We start from the raw sequence: 16,694 nt of genomic DNA, 5'->3' as shown, positions 1-16,694 counted from the left end.
TGCGAGGAATTGACGGTCCTCCACGCCCCTTACTCCTCCCGATCGATCACGAGACGGCCCTGGCGACGCTGCGAGCGGAGGAACGAGCGCACGTCCTTCTCGCTCTTCGGATGGAAGCTCTCCAGCCACCATTCCCCGCCATCGCCGGTCGAGCGCGTCACGACGCGCCACCACCGTCCGGACATGAAGCCGATGAAGAGAGCGGCGGCGCCTTTTCGGGAAACGGCGACCGGCGCGGCGATCACGCCGATCGCGGCCTTCAGCTCGTCGACCGTCAGCGCCCGCTCGGGATGGTCGCGCAGAATGTGGTCAACGCTGTGATCCGACAGCAGCGCCAGATTGCTGCGCGCGCCGAACGCCGAGACCACCGCCTCCGGCAGTTGCGCCACGGGCAGGAAGGATTTCGGCATGCGCTTCATCGCCATGGCGGTCATGGCCGGCGAATTCACAATGTCCTCGATCGCCACGCGCTGCCGGTTCGCCGGCATGGCCGCGACCTTGCCGTGCAGGAACTCCGCGACGTTGCGCCCCCGGTTCTTGCCCGGATTGGTGTCCCAGCCCGGATCGACGCCCTCCGGCACCATCACGGTCTGGCCGGTGCGCCTGTTGCGCCAGGGCCGCTCGACAAGCTGGACCGGCTCCCTGTCCGGACGCCAGCCCAGCCGCTCGGCCTCGCGCTGCGAGATCTGGCGCACGCCGCACTGGCAGCCCCAGCCGTTCGGCGGATAGAGCCGGTTCCAGATCGGATCGTCGACCGGCGCGACGATGCCGACATAGCGCTCATGCTCCAGCCGCCGGCGCTCGGCCGTCGAGAGCGTGTAGACCAGAAACGGCAGGAAGCGCTTGTTGCGCTCGGTGCGCTCCCACTCCCCGGCCGCGTGGGCCGTGCGGGTGTTCGCCCAATAGATGGTGCGCAGCCGGCGCGGGCTGCCGAGTTGCACCACCTTCGGCACGCCGTCCTTCGGGTCCTCCTGGATGCGCCGGCCCCACCATCCCTTCTGCTGGAGGATCGGCGTCAGGTTCTTCTGGAAGTCCTCGAAGGGCACCCGGTTCGCGATGGCGTCGTCGACGGCCGCGCGGATGTCCTCCAGCACGTCGCCCTCCATCGACTTCGCGACGGTCCACGAATAGGCGTGCTCCTCCGGCGCTATGTCGCGCCAGTCGAAGGTCGGGACCGACTTCTTGGCGCGGAAATAGCGGAGGACTTCTTCCGGCGCGGTCTTGAACAGATCGTCCGCCACCCTGTCAGCGTCCCTTGCCGGTATCTCCGAGCCCACGCGCCTTCATCATCAGCATAGCGACGCGCTCGACGATCGCCGTGCGGGCAGCGGCGGTAGCGGCAGGGGGCAGCCGATCCAGCCCGGCAATCAGTTCGTCGTAGCTTGACGAGCGCATGATCACGTCGCGGATCGGGTCGAACATCGGAGCGAGGTCGGTCTGCCAGTCCGAGAGAGCTTCCTCAACCAGTAGGTCCAGCTCATCCCGCTCGCCAGCCTCCTCGGCCGCGATCGCATGGAAGCCGCCGCAATGCGGGCAGCGCGGCTGAAGGCGCGCGGTGGCGGCGTCTTCCTCGCCGGGCTTCGGCTTCTTCTTCCCCGCCCGCTTTTTCGGATCGGCTTCACCATCATCGCCATCATCCGGATCGTTCACCGTCGGCTTCGGCGCGGCCGGCGCTTTCAGCAGCACGTCATCCTCGTCGGGGTCCTCGAAGCCGAGCCGCTCCCGCGTCTTCGGCATGGAGAGTTCCAGACCGAGCGGAACGAGCTTGGCGATCACCTCCGACAGGGCCTTGATGTCCTCGGCCTCGGTGATCGGGATGACCAGCGTCGGGTACTTCTCCTGCGGCCCGAAATTGAAATCGACGAAGGGCCGGATCAGATCGCGGTTAGCGGTGGCGGCGAGCTGCCGCGCGTCGGCGCGGGCGATGTCGTGGCGGACGTTCTCGTGCACCTGCGCCTGGGAGAGCGACGCGCCGTCGTCGGTGGACATCGTCTGACCGAGCACGCCCTTGGACACCTGCTTGTCGAGATACTCGGCCTTGGCGGAAAACAGGCCGTTGCCGGTGCCGCCTGAAACCTCGACGAACTCGATCTCCATCTCCTTCGGGATGATGGCCGCCGCGTCGGTCGAGATGTCGCGGACGGCCTCCAGCAGCACGCGGCGATCGTCGAGGCTGGAGCCGCGCCCGAACTTGCCGACGCGAAGCGGCATTCCGTAGACTTCGAGGAAGGCCATCCAGTCCTTCAGCGTGTAGGACTTGAAGAGGAACGCCCAGGCGGCGAGCCGGGCCAGACCGCCGCGCACCGGCAGGCCGGACTTCAGCTTCGGCCGGTGGATCGAGAAGACGAAGGGCGGCAAGTCGACGCCGCTCATCGACATGCCGTCCTTCATCCGGAGCGTGCGGCCGTCGACCTGGTCGATGACGAAATGCCGGGGATCGCGCCACTTGTAGGCCATCGGCCACCATTCCGCGCCCTGCCGGTCCCAGATCGTCTCTACCAGCGAATAGCCCTTGGAGAGGGCGTCGAGCAGATCGGAAAGATAGTCGTCGGTGAACTGCGGGGCCTCGACGATCTCGCGCACCGCCTCCGCGATCTTCTGGTCCCTGGCGTCCTCCGACGCCGCCACCACCATCGGCTCGACGCCGGTGATCGCCAGCTTCCGCGTCGAGAGCACGGAGCGATAGTGCATGTCGCGCTCCTCCATCTCCTCGGCGAGGATGAAGAAGCGGTCGGGATAGCCGCGCGCCGCCTGCCGCAGCACCTCGGCCATGCCGACCGGATCGAGGCCGGTGAGCACCGTCTCGCTCCAGACAGGCCGGAAGCCGCCCGAGGTCGGCGCGGCGAACTCGGCGCGCGCCAGGGGCCGTTGCGTCGGCCTGACCGGATTGCCGTACTGGTCGATGATGACGGGAGTGCGCGCCATTAGAGCAGCCGTCCTCTGATGGTCGGGAAAAGGGAGTTGGTTGACGGCCGCTCGAACATGCGATCGCGGTCGACCGTGTCATCGGTGGCCCGCATGTAGGCGAACTCCTCAAGGTCGGCCCGGCTGGCGAAATAGGCGAGCGCGCCCGCGATCGCGCTGTCGCCGTGCCGGTCGAAGCCGTCCGAGCCCTTGAAGCGATGATCGTCCGGCACCTTGATGATGCCGTTGACGTATTGCAGCGCCTGATGGTCGCGCAGCACGTCCTCGTGCATGGGCAGGACGATGGTCGCGTCGACGAAGGCTTCGACATAGGCCGGCGTCTCGGTGCGATACCAGGCCTCAGACAGCTTCACCTCTACAATGGTGGCGCCGTATTTCTGCGCGGCCTTCTCGGCCAGATATGCGCCGTTGCCGGTGGCGTCGAGCGCCCCGCCCGAGAAGCGCGGCAGCCGGTCTGCGATGTAGTAGAGGATCTCGCGCTGCTGGTCGAAAGGCACGTTGCGCAGCTCGACGGAAAAGACGCTGCGCCGCACGAGGTCGGCCCCGATCTCCATCGGCAGGATCACGCTGGCGTCACCCGAGCGGGCGAAGTCGACGCCGAACACATGCTGCCGGCGTGGGTTGAGCTTTTCCAACAGCGGCTTCAGCTCTCGCTCGCAGAAGTCGCGAGCGTCCGCCGTGCGGATATGTTCCTCCGCGTTCTTGAACTCGTCGGTGCAGGCCCAGCGCACGATCGGGATGCCGGCCTTCATGCAGCGCTCGATCTGCACTCGAGTAAGCGCCGCGCCTTCCGCCTCGGTCGGGATCGCGTCCAGCTCCTGGCGCATCTTGGCAGTGCGCGGCCCGTAGGAACTGCGGATGCGCGCTTCCCAGGCGGCCTCGTCCTCCGCCGTCCATTCCTTGCCTTTCGTGAGGCAGACGCGCTTGTAGAGCCCGTTTTCAACGGCCTTTGAAAAGGGTATGAAATGCAGGCTGAAGGGCGTCCTGCCGGCCTTCGCCTCGCGGATAAGCTCGTTGAACGGATTGAGCACGCCGTTGTGGGTGGAGATGACGCGTATCTTGCCGCCCCAGATCAGCAGCGCGTTCACCGCGTCCAGCACGGCGCGGACGTCCTTGTGGAAGGCGGCCTCGTCTATGACGACGACGCCCTGCAAGCCGCGGATGTTTTCCGGCCGCGACGACAGCGCCTCGACACGGTAGCCGGAGGCGAACTGGCAGCGGAAGGCCGGGATCGGCGCGATCGTACCGTCCGCCTTCTGGTCGGAGAACATGAACTCCTCGATGGCGACCAGTTCCTTCGCCACCACCTTGGCGAAATGGGCGACGTAGCCGATGAACTCGCGGCCCTTGTCCTTCGTGTCGCCGATATAGAAGACGTTGTCGCCGCCGGCCGAGCGCTTGGCCGCCGCGATCAGCGTGTCGTCGAGCGCCTCGGCGAAGGTGATGCCGGTGCGCCGCCCCTTCTCGCCCAGCTTCAGGTCGCTGTCGTCTTCAAGCCACTCGGCCTGATGCCGCATCAGGATGCCGTCAGCGAACGGGTCCAACTCCTCCGGGATCTCCGCGCCGCGCGGCAGCTCCTCCGGCAGATCGTCGGGATCGCGCGACAGCACGGGCGGATCGACCCACTTGCCCTGCGGGATTTCCGGCGTCGGTGTCATTCACCCGCCTTGGCGTCGCTCGCCTTCTCGCCTGCCTCGCCCTTCGGCCGGACACCGAGGAACTCGCGCCGCAGCTGGGCGACGGTCTCCTTCGAGAGGCCCGCCTCCTTCGCCACCTTCTTCAGGGCGGCGTCCGTCTTGGCCTTGTGCAGGTTTTCAAGCTTCTCGCGCCGGGCGCTCGAAACGGTCTGGGCGGCGGTCGCCGCGCGCAGCGCATTCGCGAGTTCCATCGCCCCCTTCGGCGAAATGCCGCCTTCGCCCGCGCCTTGCAGCAGCTCGAAGATCAGCGTCTTGATCGCCTCGGCCGAGATCAGCGTCAGTTCGTCCGACGCCCCGGCGTCGAAGCGCTCCGAAATGGTCGCTGCGATCTCGCGCGTCTGCTCAAGCCGCCTCGTCATCTGGGCGAGCTTAAGCGAATGCCGATTGAAGGCGGAGAAGGACGGGATGTCGAAGCCGAGGCCGAACTCGCCCTGCAGCGCGATCAGCTTCGTCTTGAACTCGGCATAGATGTCGATCTGCGTCCGCTCGCGCTTGGCCAACTCCTGGCTCGCCCACGCGATCGCCTCGGAACATTCCTCCGGCAGGAGGTCGATCGCCGTGAGCCTGCCGCGCCCGCGCGTCATGTCACTCTCCCGGCCGAGAAGGACGCTTGATGCCTTCGATCGCGATCTCGCGCTGAAGGTGACGCTGCCCCTTGTCGGTAAGCGTCGCGACATGAACCGACCCAGCCGCCACAACGACGGCTGCGCCGTGCTCGGCCAGATAGGCCATTTCCTCGTGCACCCACGAGCGCGGCTTCCTGATGCCGAAGGTCCGCAGCAGCGGTTCGAGGATGTCGCTGTTCAGTGTCTCGTCGGGCTGTTCCGCGAGCGCCTTCATGATGATGAGACGCGCCTGCTCGCGGATCATCGTGTCCATGTTCATGATTTCGCGCTCGCCTGATCGAGCAGGAATTCCTGCAACCTGTCGGAGATCGCGGCTACCGGCTGAAGCCGCTCGCTCATCGCTTCCATGCGCCCGGTGAAGCGCTGGTCCATCGCCTCCAGCCGGCCGGCGAGCTTTTCCATGGAGAGTTCAAGCCTGTGCGCCTGCTCCCGGTCGGGAAGGTGCTTCAGCGCCTCCTCCATGCGGGCGAACTGAAGCTCCTGCATTGCGAAGCGCTGGTTGATGGCTTCTGCGCGGATGCGTTGTTCCGCCTCGATCTTGTCGCACCGGGCTTCGACTTCCGCGTGAACGGCCGAGAAGCGATCGTCCACCGATTTGCCCAGCGCGCTGACTGCCGCCAGGGCCTTGCTGCCCCCTGACGTCAGATGCACCCACACCCATCCGCCGACCGTGATCGCGAGCGAGATGAGCCCGAGCCAATTCTTCAGTTCGTCGATCACTTGCCGTCCTTCCACGTCTTGACGGCATTGATGGCGCTTTCGCCCAGCGCCTTCACGGTGTGTCCGCCCATGTACAGAGAGATGAACCAGGTGGTGAGCGTCAGCAGCACCGCGAGGTCGACGCGCTCGACATGCACGCCGAACACGGCGAGCACCGGAAAGACGAGCAGATAGCAGCTCCAGATCAGCGCCAGCAGGTACATCCAGCCCCAGCGCCAGGCGCTCTGCAGAAGGCCCTCCTTCGTCTCGGCCTCCAGCAGCGCAAACTGCCCGTCGAGCCCCTTCGACCAGAGCGCGATCATCTCCGGCATTTCCGCCTCGGTCTTCCAGACGGCGGTGCCGAGGTCCTTTTCAGCAGCGTCCGGTATCGCCTCCGGCTCGACGCCGAGCTTTTCGGCGACGCTGGTCACCACGGCCTCGGCCAGTTGGCCGCCGCGCTCGCCGAGCACGCCCGACACCACCTTGCCGACCATCTTCGCGCCGACCTTCGCGGCGGCGCCGGCTATGGCGCTCGCGATCGCGCCTCCGATCAGGCTCATGCGAGGAGGCTCCTGATGTGCCAGCCGGCTGGCGCGTCATGCGCGCCGGCCGAAGCCGGGAGATTGAAAAACACTACCAGCGACAGGCCGCCGAGCACGATCAGCAGGCGTGCGCCGCGCAACCAGGAACTGATCTCGGCATTGCCGCCGGTCGGATGACTGGCAGCGGCGAGAATGCCCATGACACCCATCACGATACCCGCCAGCAGCATCAGAACGCCGACGATGAAGAGCAGAACGGAAAGCGCGATCCAGACCATGGTCAGATGCTCCCTGCCGCCTCGGCGCGGTAAGCTTCGGCGCGATGCTTGTTGATGATTGCGCGGATCACGAGGATGGCGACCAGCAGCGCAGCAACCCCCAGCAAACCGCCGACGAGCCAGCCCGAGATCGCGTCGAGATGTTCGGGGTTGGCGACGACATCCCCACCGCCTACGGTGGCGCCGCCGCCGGCTGTCGCCGCGCCGCCAGTCTGTTTCGAGGCGGTGCTTTCCGCCTTGGCCTGCTCGTCCCGAAGCACTTCCTTCACGACCATCTTGTCGCCGGTCGCCGCCAGCGCCCAGGCCACACCCTTGGCCTCGATCGCAGCGACGCGGCGCGACCAGCCCTTGCCGAAGGTCGACCAGATCGCGAGCGACCGCATGAAGCCGAGGCGTTTGGCGCAAAGCTTCTTCACGGTGTCGGGCGCGGCGCCGCCGACCGAGGCCAGCAGCCACTTCCGTGCGCGCGCCGGGCCGGAATTGACAGCCGCGTCGAAGGTGGCGAGATCGACGCCGGCGGCCAGCATGTCGCCTTTCACCGGCTGCCAGTAATCCTGTCGATAGATGCGGGCGATGTCGGCATCGGAGATCGCCTTCAGGTCGGCTTTCGTCGCCTTCGGATAAAACCGCCGGAACGTCGCCAGCGTGACGCCCTTCATGGTCGCGCCGCCCGGGTCCTTCGGATGGTCGGCCCAACCACCCTCATAGGCGAGCGTCACCGAGAGCGAGGGCGTGAAATTCTGTTGCACGGCGACACCTTGAACAGGGAAGAAATCTCCCGTTCTATGTGCCGTAAGCCGCGCCGCGCAGTGACCCTGACAGTGTCAGGGGGGTGGATCGCACCAGGGCTGGCGCTTCCCGGTCCAGGGGCGGGCAAGGTTCTCGGCGATCAGCATGTCGCCGACGTCGCGGCCGTCGATTGCGACAACGCCCAGCGTCCTGCCGCGACGATCCTTCAGCCTGCCGTCTTTGGGATCGCCGCGTTTTAACGAGACAGTGCCGGACTTCAGCAGGATTTCCAGCCGCCGTTTCGCGACAAGGCCGAGCCGCCGCTCCGCATCGCATTTCGGCTCGTGGATCTCGGGGGCGTCTATGTTGGCGATGCGGACCTTTTCTTCGCCGATCCACAGCGTGTCGCCGTCCACAACCTGGATGGCGAGCGTTGCGGCCAGCAGGACGGCGAGCCCGGACAACGCTTCAGGCCTTTTCGCAGATGACGACGCCGCGCCGGCTCGACCATTCGATACGCTCGCCATGGCATTCGGCCCTCGCGATCGTCTCACCGGTCGGACGCGTTACCAGAACCTCGGTGAACGGCACGCGCCGGACTTTCGTCGGATAGGCGACGGTGAAGAGCGGAGCCGGGCCGCCGCACCGCCGGCACCATGGCCGGTCGCCGCACATTTCGAGCCAGCCCTCATCCGGAGCCTTCCCTGCACCCATTGCCGTCTCCCCTCGCAGAACCCCTACAACAACTTGAACTGCTTGTCGTCGGGTTGGACGACGTCCTTCTTCATCCGGGCTCTGGCCCTGTAGGCGGTGCGCTCGTGCATGCCCGCGACCGAAGCGGCTTCCTGAGCGGACAGACCTGCCTCCAGGGAACGCAGCAGGCGTTCCTGCTGCTGGCCGAGACGCGCCATCGGGATCAGGACATCTACGCCGACCCTCACGCGGAAGTGGACACAGAGCCTGCGCGCCGGTTCGAGGCCGATAAGTTGCGCGAGCCAGTGCTTTTCGTCGACGTCACGCGGAATGTAGACGGTTGTGCCGCCATGCGCGCGCGCCAGCGCCCAGGCCGCCTCGACGCCGGCGACGTCCGCGATCTCGCGGAGCACGCCCGGCAGTGACGAGTTGCGGCCGCGCATGGTCATCGCGCTGCTCCGACCTTGCCGTTGTGCGGTCCACCGGCTAGCCTCTGCTGCTTGTGGGAGGGGAAATGACCATGAAATTTGTTGTTGTGATTGTGGCGACGGCGCTTTCGGCCGGCGCCGCGAGCGCCCAGGGCCTCGAAAGCATGCAGATCGCAAACGAACTCGGCACTGTGATCGCCTCGGAGGAAGTGTGTGGCCTTTCCTATGATCAGGCCGCGATCGAAGCCTTCATCGCCAAGAAGGTTTCCGCCGACGATATGAGCTTCGCCTCGACGCTCAACATGATGGTCATGGGCACCGAGGCGCAGATCGGGGACATGTCCGCCTCGGCCAAGACGGCGCACTGCGCGCAGATCAAGCGCGTGGCGAAGAGCTACGGTTTTACGAAGTAGGAGACCGCGATGAAGCGTTTCGTCCTGACAGCCGCTGCCGTGATCGTGGTCTTCCTGATCTGGAAATACTGGCAGCCGATCGCGGCCTTCGCCTCCGGCTTCATCGCGGGCGTGTCCGGCTGACGGCATCACGACGCTTCCATCCTGAGCCCGCGCACCGTCACCGCGAACTGGCCGTCGCCGGCTTTCCAGATCAGGTTGAGCGTGATGGTCCCGTCCTTGCGCCGATGCAGCGAGGATTTCCGCGACAGCGTCCAGCCGTCGCCTTCCGGCGCAAGCTCGCCGGACCTCTTCCACTCGGCGGCGAAGCGCTCGATCACGTCGAAGGCGACGCGCACCCGGCCGACACGACGCCTGCTCACGCGGGCCTCCATGTGATGAGCACGCCGTCGAACCGGCCGGCGCCGTGTGATGCCTGCCAGAAGGCGCCCATGTTCCAGCGCGCCGAGCCGATATGGCCCGTCCGTTCGAACCGCCAGTCTCCGACGACGTCCGGCGCAAAACCATCCGCGCGGGCAAACGCCTCGATCTCGCTCCGGTCCAGCGGCCGGGCGCCGATGACGATCGAAGCGATGAAATCCTCTACAAGCGGGTTGGTGACGATCGTGATCGGCCGCACGTCGCGGCATATCGGATCGGGCTCTACCAGCTTGCGGCATTGAACCGTCCGCATGCCACAATAGAGCTGGACGCCTTCTTCCGGCCGCGCATGACGCCGCCGGTCTGCACGCACCGTCTGAAGCTTCGCAAGCGCCGCTACCTGTCCCGCGAAAACTGCCTTGAAGTTGTAGGCGACCATCACGTCACCGCCTTGCGTACGCGCTCGCCGAGCAGGTTCATGACGGGTTGCCAGTCCTTGGCTTCCATGCGGTCGACCGGCTTGGCATGTTCGGCGACGAAGGCCCGGAACGGTTCGATCGCGGCCGGCTCCATCCCCGCCTTGATCAGGATTTGCCATTGCGCCAGCGCGATCTGCGCGCCGGGCAGCCGCAGCCAGGCCGGCCGGTCGAGAGCGCTCGACCAGTCGACGCCGGCCTCCCTGGTCATCCACGCCTTGAGCGCGTCGATCGCCTTGGCTGCGTCCTCGCCGTCGATCAGGAACCGCGTGTGGTCGACGCGCGTCTGGCGCTTGACGAAGGCGATCAGCGCGGCGTCGCGGCGATCGCGCACGATGCCGAGGTTCCAGGCGTCGATCCAGAGCGCCTGAAGCTTCTTCGCGAACGGCCCTTCAAGGCCGCTTTTCGCCGGCTTGAAACCGGCCCGGCGCATGGCGTCGAGCACCTTGCCCTGCTCGCCGGCCGACATCAGCCGCAGCGAGCGCTTGCCGGTCTCGCGTTCGTAGAGGTCGCGCGCCGCGTCCTCGTCGAGGCCGAGCTGGCGGCGGGCGGAATGGATGGCGGGGATCGCGCTCATTCCGGCATCCTCGACAGTTGGCCGACTATGACGAGCGTGCGCGCCATCGACAGCACCCGCCGCTCGGCATCGAGCAGGTCGAACGCCCATATGTAGATGTCTTCTTCCTCCTCGCCGTGCTGATAGACGGCGGAGAACAGAAACATCTTGCGGCCGTCCTCCAGTTCATGGACGCATTCGGCATCGGGCTCGCGTTCCTTGCGGACAGCGGCGAGGGAAAGGATCGACGTCATGAAAGCGCCCGTTCGATGTCTGCCGCCGCGTCGGCGAGATTGAGCGCCACGACGATCTCCCAGCCACCGTTCCGGCTCTCAAGGTTCGGATCGTAGATGCGCGCCACGCGGTCGCCGGCCTCGTTGACGACGATATCGCAGAGGCCGCCACACCGATATTTCAGGGTGTCGGCCAGAGCGTCTTCGATCTGGAGGAGCCGCGTTCTCATCAGCGCGCCTCGCCGATCATGATGGTGTTGGTGCGCTTGCCGCGATTGTAGAGTTCCGTCAGGGTGCGGGCGAGCGCGGTCTCCGACGATCCGCCGGAAAGCTTGCGGAACGCCTCGGCGTGCGCTGTCAGCTTCGCAAAGCTCTCCTGCCGGATGGCCTTCGCCAGTTCGGCGTCGACAAGGGTCTTTTCGTTGGCGCGGATGATGCGCGCGAGTGCCGTGATGAGTACGCCGCGCAGTGCCTTCGCCTCGTCGGGCCAGGCCGCACGGATCACCAGAAGCGCCCGGCGGGTCGCTCCGTGGCCATACCGCTGGAGGCAACGGTCGATTGCCGTGATGCTGTTGGTGAGGTTCGGACGGTAGTGCCCTTGCGCCGGTACGACATCGCAGCCGGCTGCGTGCAGAACGCGCGAGATCGCCAGGACCTTCTCGTCGCCCGCCGTCAAGCCTGCCCAATACTGCTCGACCGTCGTTACCGCCATGCGGTCGCGGTTGATGGCCAGGAAGCTCTGCGCTTCGCCGGCAATGTCATCATGTGTGACGATCACGGCCGGCACTTCGGTCACGTCCGGGTGAAGGGAGGCGGCTTTCCAGCGATGCTGCCCCTCGACGACGGTGAACTTGCCGTCAGGCTGGCGGGACAACACGATCGCGCCGAACTTTGCCCATGAGAACGTTCGAAGGATCTTGTCAACGAGGTTCGGCTTCAGCTCGCGTTGATAGTTGCTGTCTACTTCGATTGCGTCGATGCCGATCCAGTCGAGCGTCGGGCGCTCTCCGATCTGGCGGTTGATCTCGGTCATTGGCTTGATCCTTCTGAAAAGGTTGGTACGAACCGATAGCCGCGACCCCACACAGTCTGGACGGTCACATCCAGTGGCTTCAGCTTCGCGCGCAGCTTGCACACGAACACGTCGATGATCTTGATTTCGGCTTCGTCGGCATCGATCGGATAGAGGCCGGTAAGCAGTTGCTCCCGTGTGACGATCTTCCCTCGCGCCGCCCGCAACAGCGCGAAAATCTCGCTTTCCTGTTTGGTCAGCACCGCGAACCGGCCGTTGCGCACGACGATGCCGGCCTCGTCCACGCGGAGGCTGTCATCCGGCGGAAGCATCTGACCGCAGCATGGGCAGTTCGACGGCGCGAGGCTCATACGATGAACCTCATGTCGATCGGGCCTTCGTCGCTGCGGATCAGCCTGCCGCTCAGGCCTGCCCGCACGGTGGTTTCGAGCAGCTCGGCGTACCAGCTGGCATCCGCCCGCGCCTCGTCGTGAGACTTGGCGCGATCGTTGATCGTCGCGGCCATGACCGAGTTCATCGCCATGAGGGCGTCGCCGGTCTTCTCGCCGGCCAGCGCCTCGCAGATGCGCTGCGCGATGCGGACCTCGGTGGCGGTAAGGATGCGGGATTTCATGATCCGCCCCCGATCTGCAACGGCGCAGCGCTACCGCCGACGCCATGCGCCAGCGTCACGTCCTTGCCTGCTATCCAGCCCGCCGCGCGGGCCTCGTTGTGCCGCAGCGGCGCCGCAGTCGGCTTCCACTCGAAGCTGTCCTCATAGCGCTGGTCGCGGGCCACGAGCGCTGCCTCATAGGCATCGCGGTCCATGACCGGCGAGAAGGTTTCGACAAGACGCCGGGACAGCCGGTTCACGAAGCCGTCGGCGAAATCTGCGACGGCCGCGCGCTTCGAGGCAAGCCCGCGCCGGCGGCGATAGAATTTCCCGGTTTTGAAATCGCGGATCGACCGGTCGAGGGCGCGCTCACAGACATCGCGAAGATAAACCGCGATGTCCGGACCCGGCGTCACGCCGATGAAGGCGACGGTCGCGCCCGTGCCGTCCTGCGTGATCAGCACGGCGGTGTTGGTACAGCCGCCGATCACCGGCCATAGCTTCGCCCGGATGGCCTTGCCCATACCGGCCCGGCCTGAGCGCTTTTCCTCCATGACGATGTCGGCCTCGGAAAGCCCGTGGTCGCGCATGAGCTGGGCGGCCTTGTCGGCCGCCGCCAGCGCCTCGGCTTCGGTGCAGCCACGCGCCGAGGTCATCTCGCGCAGCTGCCGGATGCGGTCGCGGATCTTCTGCTTCCCCGTCATCACACCAGCCCCTTCTCAAACGCCAGTTGCTCGGGCATCGTGACTATCTGCGCGCGCCCGGCGATCGGCTCCTCTTCGAATTCGACCTGCGACTTTGCCAGCCAGACCGCGCCCTCTCGATTGTCGTCGGCCGAAACCAGCACCGCCTTCTCGGTTTGGTGATGGATCATCAGCTCAAGGTCGGTGAGGCGCATTTTTGTCGGCTGCTTGCTCACGGCTGCACCGCCTGGAGCGCCGCGCGCCCGCCTGCCGCCAGCTTCTGCGCCGTCGCGATCTCCGCCTCCATCTCCGAGCGGGCCTTCGCCTCGGCCTCGTTCAGCCGGGCGAGCACGGCGAGATATTCGGCCTCCGCGCTCTTCTTCTCCGCGTCGATCGCGGCGATCGCCGCCTTGCCCTTGCGGCGCGCAACGACGATGCGCTGTATGGCGCGCATCACGGTGCGCTGCTGCTGGTCGAGAAACTGCTCGACCTCCTCGCCGAGCGGCCGATCGCCGCCCTCTGTCTCTACCTCGTTGAGGGCCTGCTCGAATTCCTCGGTCATCGCCAGATCGTCCATGTCAATTCTCCCTTGGCTCGATTGGTACGGGGCCGGAGCCCGCCAGATTGATCGGATCGGCAGCCGCCTGGAGTTCGCGCTCAAGGCGGTCGACCTCCTCTTTCCAGCGCCGCATTTCGCGCTCGCGCCGCGCGAAATCGTCGATCATGTCGGCGCAAGCTAGCTCGCGGAGCGCGGCCTCATACTGTTTTTGCAGAATGGTCAGGTCGGCCATGGTCAGCGCCCCGCAGCGGTTTCGAGTTCGGCCGGCTCGACGACGAAATCCTCGCCCTCCGACGAGATCGACACGCCCGCGATCTGCCGCGCGGTGTCCGCGTCCGCCAGCATGGCGTCCTTGTTGATCTCCTCCTTCACCCGCAGGAAACGCTGGAGGCCGAGGCGCTTGCAGCCTTCGATCACGGCATCGATGCCGCGAATGCCAACCTTGGGCGGGCGCAGCCGCCAGCTGACGCGGCCGGTCCCGAAATCGTGGAACTTGACCTTGTTGTCCGATGTCAGCGTCGACCGGTTTGCCTCGCAATAGACCTGGACGCCCTCTTCCAGTTCCCGGAGTTCGGCGGCGAGCGGCTCCAGCGCCTCCTCGATCTTTTCGCCGATCGACTTGACCTGCTCATCCGCCGCCGCCTTGCGCGCCGCGATCTCGCGACGCAGCGTGCCGATGCGGCCGACCGTCCAGACCGCATCCTCCCGGCTCTGCGGGACGCGCTTCAACGCCTTAGCCTTGGCCTTCGCCATGCTCGCTCTCCTGTTTGTTTGTTTCGGTGTTTGTTTCTCCGCGCAGGGCGGCCATCAGGCGGGCGACCGTGTCGGCCTGCGTCTGGATGGCGTGGTCGCGCAGCGCGAACTGTTCCTCGCTGGTGAAGGTCTCGGTCGGCAGCGCCAGCGCCCGCACGAGCAGCTCGGCCTCCAGGCAGACCTCCCACATCCGCTCGACCGCCATGGCGAGCGCCACCTTGCCGGCGAGGCTCACCATCGCCCGGTCGGGATTGGCGATGACCCGGCCGCAGAGGTCGAGCACGTCGACGGAGGCCACGGCCTGCGAAAAGCGTTCATCGGCCATCTCGTTTCCTCATTTCCTGACGCAGCCTGATCACGGCGCGCTCCAGTGCGGCGCGGGCCGGTCCTTCCTTCGATGTGTGCTTGGCTTGCAGCAGACGATCGGTCGCCTTGCCGACCTCGCGGCAAACCGCCAGCATCGCGAGCGTCCGGGCTTCGGCCTCCGCCGCGCGCTTCTCCGATGCGGCCAGTTCCCGCTGCAGCAACGGCTCCAGCTGCTCGATGAGCAACACGGTGCGCCGACGCACGATTGCGTCGGTATTTGCCGCCGCAGTCATGGCTGCCTCCGGTTCGCGCAGGTCTTGCACGCATGGAAAAGCTGGGCGCGATGCCGGGACGTGGCGCGGAACGGCTCTTTCTGCTCGGTCAGGCACCGGTCGCGGCCGATCTCACCGAGCACGGGGCAGTCGACGTTCGACTGCATCAGCGCGCCGCGCACCATTTCCTCCAGCCGGCCGATGTCGCCGGTGTATTTGCCGTTGAGCGCGAAGGAGATGGCCGAGCGGCTGTAGTTGGTGACCTGTTCGGCTCCGGCGAGGCCGTCGCGATCGGCGAGCCGGGCCAGCTCCTCGATCCAGTCGGGCAGCGGCTCTCCCCAGGCGGCGCTCGCCTTCTCGACGAAGGTCGGGCCGGCCGGCCGGCTGGATTTCACCGGGCCGCGGTTCATGGCGCGACCTCGGAAAGTTCCGCCTCGCCCATCACGACGCCCGCATTCGGGTCGAAGACGACCTTCGTGCCGAGCACCTTCGGGGCCTTCGCGCCGAGGTTCTTTGCCAGCCGGTAGCGGCTTGCCTGCCCGCGTTTGGCGACCTTCGTCAGCACCTTCACCGACGCCAGCCGGTCGCAATAGCTGATCACGGTGTTGCGGCTGGCCGCCGGTTCGCCCGGCTTCGACATGACCGCGACCAGTTCGTCGGCGGTGAACTGCTTCGCCATCTTGATCGAGCGCCAGATCGTCTCGATCAGCGGCTCCGGCAGCACACGGCCGTCGCGCTGCACGCGCGGCGGATCGAGCGGCCGTTGCGTGAGCCGGTAAAGCGGAGCCTTCTGTTTCGCCCTTGCCGCGCCGGCGGCGCGTTCGCCAACGACGGCGACGAAGCCGGCCTTCTTCAGCATGCGGATGAAGTCGCGCGGCGTGCCGGGATTGCCCGTCGTCATCGCGCAGACGTCGCCGGCCGTCCACGGCCCCTCACGGTCGAGATCGAGCATGACGGACCAGATGCCGTCGAAGCCGATCGCGTAGCGCGCCTTGATCTCAAGCCGTGACAGAAAATCCTTCGGCAGCTTCACTTGTACCTCCTCGGCTGGAGGCTGGTGCGGCCGACGATGGCCTGCGGCCCGCCGAAGAGATCGAGCGTGATCGTCTTCTCGCCGGTGAGCTGCGCGATGCCGGAGGCCTTTTCCAGATTGACGACGATGCGCCGCGTGTTGCCTTCCGTGCGTTGCAGGATCGCGGCGGCGAGGTCCGGCGCGATCGTGATGCCGGGACAGCGCGCCTTGGCCAGCAGGGCGAAATCCCCGGCGTCGCAGGGCTCGGCCGCCACCCATTCGAGCACCCGGTTGTGCACGCGCTCGAACTGCTCCAGCGACTGCGGCAGCATCTCCTCGCCGATCAGGATGACGGCCGCGCCCGACTTGTCCGAGATCTCGCGCAACAGGTCGACGAACCGCTTCTGCGCGATCCAGTGGGCCTCGTCCACGATCAGAGGCCGGTGCGGTTCGGCCGCGATCATCTCGACGGCCTTGGTCTTCATCTGCTCGATCGAGCCGCGCGGCGAACGGTTGCCGCGCTCGATCAGGATGTTTTCGAGAAGCGAGCGCGCCGTGGTGAACTGGCCGCACTCGACATAGGTCGCGCGGTAGCGGTTCGCGCCGTAGACCGCCGACTTGGTCTTGCCCCAGCCCGAAGGGCCGTAGAAGCAGGCGAGCCCCGGCAGTTCCCCGTCCCGCTCCACCATCTTGGTCAGCAGCGTCGAGAACGCCGCAACGTTCCTCAGCGGTGCCGCCCGATTGACATTGGTGTAATCCGCCATCATCTTCCTCGTGTTCTGAGCCGCGTTTCGCGGTCTTTCATTCCCGGCCCGGCGGTCCCACGCCG

31 protein-coding genes are annotated in these 16,694 nt (G+C 66.4%); 1 reads left to right on the top strand and 30 read right to left on the bottom strand.

The window, feature by feature from the left end; translation table 11 throughout:
• Positions 1 to 29: 29 nt before the first annotated feature.
• The 12 genes from M9955_13430 to M9955_13375 form a co-directional block, all read right to left on the bottom strand.
• Complete coding sequence (locus M9955_13430) at positions 30 to 1,241, bottom strand: phage minor head protein (GenBank protein ID MCO5082643.1); 1,212 nt, start codon at positions 1,239 to 1,241, stop codon at positions 30 to 32.
• 4 nt (positions 1,242 to 1,245) lie between these two features.
• Positions 1,246 to 2,925 carry a DUF935 domain-containing protein gene (locus tag M9955_13425; protein MCO5082642.1) on the bottom strand — a complete coding sequence of 560 codons (1,680 nt, stop codon included), beginning with the start codon at positions 2,923 to 2,925 and terminating at the stop codon, positions 1,246 to 1,248.
• Positions 2,925 to 4,583, bottom strand: a complete 1,659-nt coding sequence (locus tag M9955_13420; GenBank protein ID MCO5082641.1) for a hypothetical protein — start codon at positions 4,581 to 4,583, stop codon at positions 2,925 to 2,927. Before M9955_13420 ends, M9955_13425 begins: the two co-directional genes overlap by 1 nt.
• A complete protein-coding gene (locus M9955_13415; protein ID MCO5082640.1) occupies positions 4,580 to 5,206 on the bottom strand; it encodes a DUF3486 family protein in 627 nt (208 codons plus the stop codon). Before M9955_13415 ends, M9955_13420 begins: the two co-directional genes overlap by 4 nt.
• A gap of 1 nt (position 5,207) precedes the next feature.
• Positions 5,208 to 5,507 carry a hypothetical protein gene (locus M9955_13410; protein ID MCO5082639.1) on the bottom strand — a complete coding sequence of 100 codons (300 nt, stop codon included), beginning with the start codon at positions 5,505 to 5,507 and terminating at the stop codon, positions 5,208 to 5,210.
• The gene (locus M9955_13405) at positions 5,504 to 5,968 is read right to left on the bottom strand and encodes a hypothetical protein (GenBank protein ID MCO5082638.1); all 465 of its coding nucleotides are present in this window, start codon (positions 5,966 to 5,968) and stop codon (positions 5,504 to 5,506) included. The genes M9955_13410 and M9955_13405 overlap by 4 nt, the downstream gene beginning before the upstream one ends.
• Entirely contained in the window at positions 5,965 to 6,507 is a 543-nt protein-coding gene (locus tag M9955_13400) for a hypothetical protein (protein MCO5082637.1), read from the bottom strand. The genes M9955_13405 and M9955_13400 overlap by 4 nt, the downstream gene beginning before the upstream one ends.
• Positions 6,504 to 6,767, bottom strand: coding sequence for a hypothetical protein (locus tag M9955_13395; protein ID MCO5082636.1), 264 nt, complete (start codon positions 6,765 to 6,767; stop codon positions 6,504 to 6,506). The genes M9955_13400 and M9955_13395 overlap by 4 nt, the downstream gene beginning before the upstream one ends.
• Positions 6,768 to 6,769: 2 nt before the next feature.
• Positions 6,770 to 7,516, bottom strand: a complete 747-nt coding sequence (locus tag M9955_13390; GenBank protein MCO5082635.1) for a secretion activator protein — start codon at positions 7,514 to 7,516, stop codon at positions 6,770 to 6,772.
• A gap of 75 nt (positions 7,517 to 7,591) precedes the next feature.
• Positions 7,592 to 7,960, bottom strand: coding sequence for a thermonuclease family protein (locus tag M9955_13385; protein ID MCO5082634.1), 369 nt, complete (start codon positions 7,958 to 7,960; stop codon positions 7,592 to 7,594).
• Between the two features lie 4 nt (positions 7,961 to 7,964).
• Positions 7,965 to 8,210 carry a hypothetical protein gene (locus tag M9955_13380; protein MCO5082633.1) on the bottom strand — a complete coding sequence of 82 codons (246 nt, stop codon included), beginning with the start codon at positions 8,208 to 8,210 and terminating at the stop codon, positions 7,965 to 7,967.
• 23 nt (positions 8,211 to 8,233) lie between these two features.
• Positions 8,234 to 8,638: a helix-turn-helix domain-containing protein gene (locus M9955_13375; protein ID MCO5082632.1), complete on the bottom strand. Its 405-nt coding sequence runs from the start codon at positions 8,636 to 8,638 to the stop codon at positions 8,234 to 8,236.
• A gap of 71 nt (positions 8,639 to 8,709) precedes the next feature.
• On the opposite strand from M9955_13375, the gene M9955_13370 reads away from it, so the two are divergent.
• Positions 8,710 to 9,030: a signal recognition particle gene (locus M9955_13370; protein ID MCO5082631.1), complete on the top strand. Its 321-nt coding sequence runs from the start codon at positions 8,710 to 8,712 to the stop codon at positions 9,028 to 9,030.
• Between the two features lie 128 nt (positions 9,031 to 9,158).
• On the opposite strand, the gene M9955_13365 is transcribed toward M9955_13370, so the two are convergent.
• From M9955_13365 to M9955_13280, 18 genes are read right to left on the bottom strand one after another with little or no spacing between them, the layout of a single operon-like run.
• Positions 9,159 to 9,392, bottom strand: coding sequence for a hypothetical protein (locus M9955_13365; protein MCO5082630.1), 234 nt, complete (start codon positions 9,390 to 9,392; stop codon positions 9,159 to 9,161).
• A complete protein-coding gene (locus M9955_13360) occupies positions 9,389 to 9,829 on the bottom strand; it encodes an ASCH domain-containing protein (GenBank protein ID MCO5082629.1) in 441 nt (146 codons plus the stop codon). The genes M9955_13365 and M9955_13360 overlap by 4 nt, the downstream gene beginning before the upstream one ends.
• Complete coding sequence (locus M9955_13355) at positions 9,829 to 10,443, bottom strand: regulatory protein GemA (GenBank protein MCO5082628.1); 615 nt, start codon at positions 10,441 to 10,443, stop codon at positions 9,829 to 9,831. Before M9955_13355 ends, M9955_13360 begins: the two co-directional genes overlap by 1 nt.
• Positions 10,440 to 10,676 (bottom strand): hypothetical protein, encoded by a 237-nt coding sequence (locus tag M9955_13350; GenBank protein ID MCO5082627.1) that lies wholly within the window; start codon positions 10,674 to 10,676, stop codon positions 10,440 to 10,442. The genes M9955_13355 and M9955_13350 overlap by 4 nt, the downstream gene beginning before the upstream one ends.
• Entirely contained in the window at positions 10,673 to 10,885 is a 213-nt protein-coding gene (locus M9955_13345; GenBank protein MCO5082626.1) for a hypothetical protein, read from the bottom strand. The genes M9955_13350 and M9955_13345 overlap by 4 nt, the downstream gene beginning before the upstream one ends.
• Complete coding sequence (locus tag M9955_13340; GenBank protein ID MCO5082625.1) at positions 10,885 to 11,688, bottom strand: ParB N-terminal domain-containing protein; 804 nt, start codon at positions 11,686 to 11,688, stop codon at positions 10,885 to 10,887. The genes M9955_13345 and M9955_13340 overlap by 1 nt, the downstream gene beginning before the upstream one ends.
• Complete coding sequence (locus M9955_13335; GenBank protein MCO5082624.1) at positions 11,685 to 12,038, bottom strand: winged helix-turn-helix domain-containing protein; 354 nt, start codon at positions 12,036 to 12,038, stop codon at positions 11,685 to 11,687. The genes M9955_13340 and M9955_13335 overlap by 4 nt, the downstream gene beginning before the upstream one ends.
• On the bottom strand, positions 12,035 to 12,301 hold the full coding sequence (locus M9955_13330; GenBank protein MCO5082623.1) for a hypothetical protein: 267 nt from the start codon (positions 12,299 to 12,301) through the stop codon (positions 12,035 to 12,037). The genes M9955_13335 and M9955_13330 overlap by 4 nt, the downstream gene beginning before the upstream one ends.
• Positions 12,298 to 12,984 (bottom strand): DUF2786 domain-containing protein, encoded by a 687-nt coding sequence (locus M9955_13325; GenBank protein ID MCO5082622.1) that lies wholly within the window; start codon positions 12,982 to 12,984, stop codon positions 12,298 to 12,300. Before M9955_13325 ends, M9955_13330 begins: the two co-directional genes overlap by 4 nt.
• A complete protein-coding gene (locus tag M9955_13320) occupies positions 12,984 to 13,199 on the bottom strand; it encodes a hypothetical protein (GenBank protein MCO5082621.1) in 216 nt (71 codons plus the stop codon). The genes M9955_13325 and M9955_13320 overlap by 1 nt, the downstream gene beginning before the upstream one ends.
• Positions 13,196 to 13,540 (bottom strand): hypothetical protein, encoded by a 345-nt coding sequence (locus tag M9955_13315; protein MCO5082620.1) that lies wholly within the window; start codon positions 13,538 to 13,540, stop codon positions 13,196 to 13,198. The genes M9955_13320 and M9955_13315 overlap by 4 nt, the downstream gene beginning before the upstream one ends.
• Before the next feature lies 1 nt (position 13,541).
• The gene (locus M9955_13310; GenBank protein MCO5082619.1) at positions 13,542 to 13,754 is read right to left on the bottom strand and encodes a hypothetical protein; all 213 of its coding nucleotides are present in this window, start codon (positions 13,752 to 13,754) and stop codon (positions 13,542 to 13,544) included.
• A 2-nt stretch (positions 13,755 to 13,756) separates the two neighbouring features.
• Complete coding sequence (locus tag M9955_13305; protein MCO5082618.1) at positions 13,757 to 14,275, bottom strand: host-nuclease inhibitor Gam family protein; 519 nt, start codon at positions 14,273 to 14,275, stop codon at positions 13,757 to 13,759.
• Positions 14,256 to 14,600 carry a hypothetical protein gene (locus tag M9955_13300; GenBank protein MCO5082617.1) on the bottom strand — a complete coding sequence of 115 codons (345 nt, stop codon included), beginning with the start codon at positions 14,598 to 14,600 and terminating at the stop codon, positions 14,256 to 14,258. The genes M9955_13305 and M9955_13300 overlap by 20 nt, the downstream gene beginning before the upstream one ends.
• Positions 14,590 to 14,874, bottom strand: a complete 285-nt coding sequence (locus M9955_13295; protein MCO5082616.1) for a hypothetical protein — start codon at positions 14,872 to 14,874, stop codon at positions 14,590 to 14,592. The genes M9955_13300 and M9955_13295 overlap by 11 nt, the downstream gene beginning before the upstream one ends.
• Complete coding sequence (locus M9955_13290) at positions 14,871 to 15,263, bottom strand: transcriptional regulator (protein ID MCO5082615.1); 393 nt, start codon at positions 15,261 to 15,263, stop codon at positions 14,871 to 14,873. Before M9955_13290 ends, M9955_13295 begins: the two co-directional genes overlap by 4 nt.
• Positions 15,260 to 15,886: a hypothetical protein gene (locus tag M9955_13285; protein MCO5082614.1), complete on the bottom strand. Its 627-nt coding sequence runs from the start codon at positions 15,884 to 15,886 to the stop codon at positions 15,260 to 15,262. Before M9955_13285 ends, M9955_13290 begins: the two co-directional genes overlap by 4 nt.
• Complete coding sequence (locus M9955_13280; protein ID MCO5082613.1) at positions 15,883 to 16,629, bottom strand: ATP-binding protein; 747 nt, start codon at positions 16,627 to 16,629, stop codon at positions 15,883 to 15,885. The genes M9955_13285 and M9955_13280 overlap by 4 nt, the downstream gene beginning before the upstream one ends.
• Positions 16,630 to 16,694 lie beyond the last annotated feature (65 nt).

This window comes from Rhizobiaceae bacterium (genome assembly GCA_023953845.1).
Taxonomy (GTDB): Bacteria; Pseudomonadota; Alphaproteobacteria; order Rhizobiales; family Rhizobiaceae; genus Arvimicrobium.
Note: the sequence above shows the minus strand (reverse complement) of the source record. Positions and strands in the feature narration are given on the sequence as shown.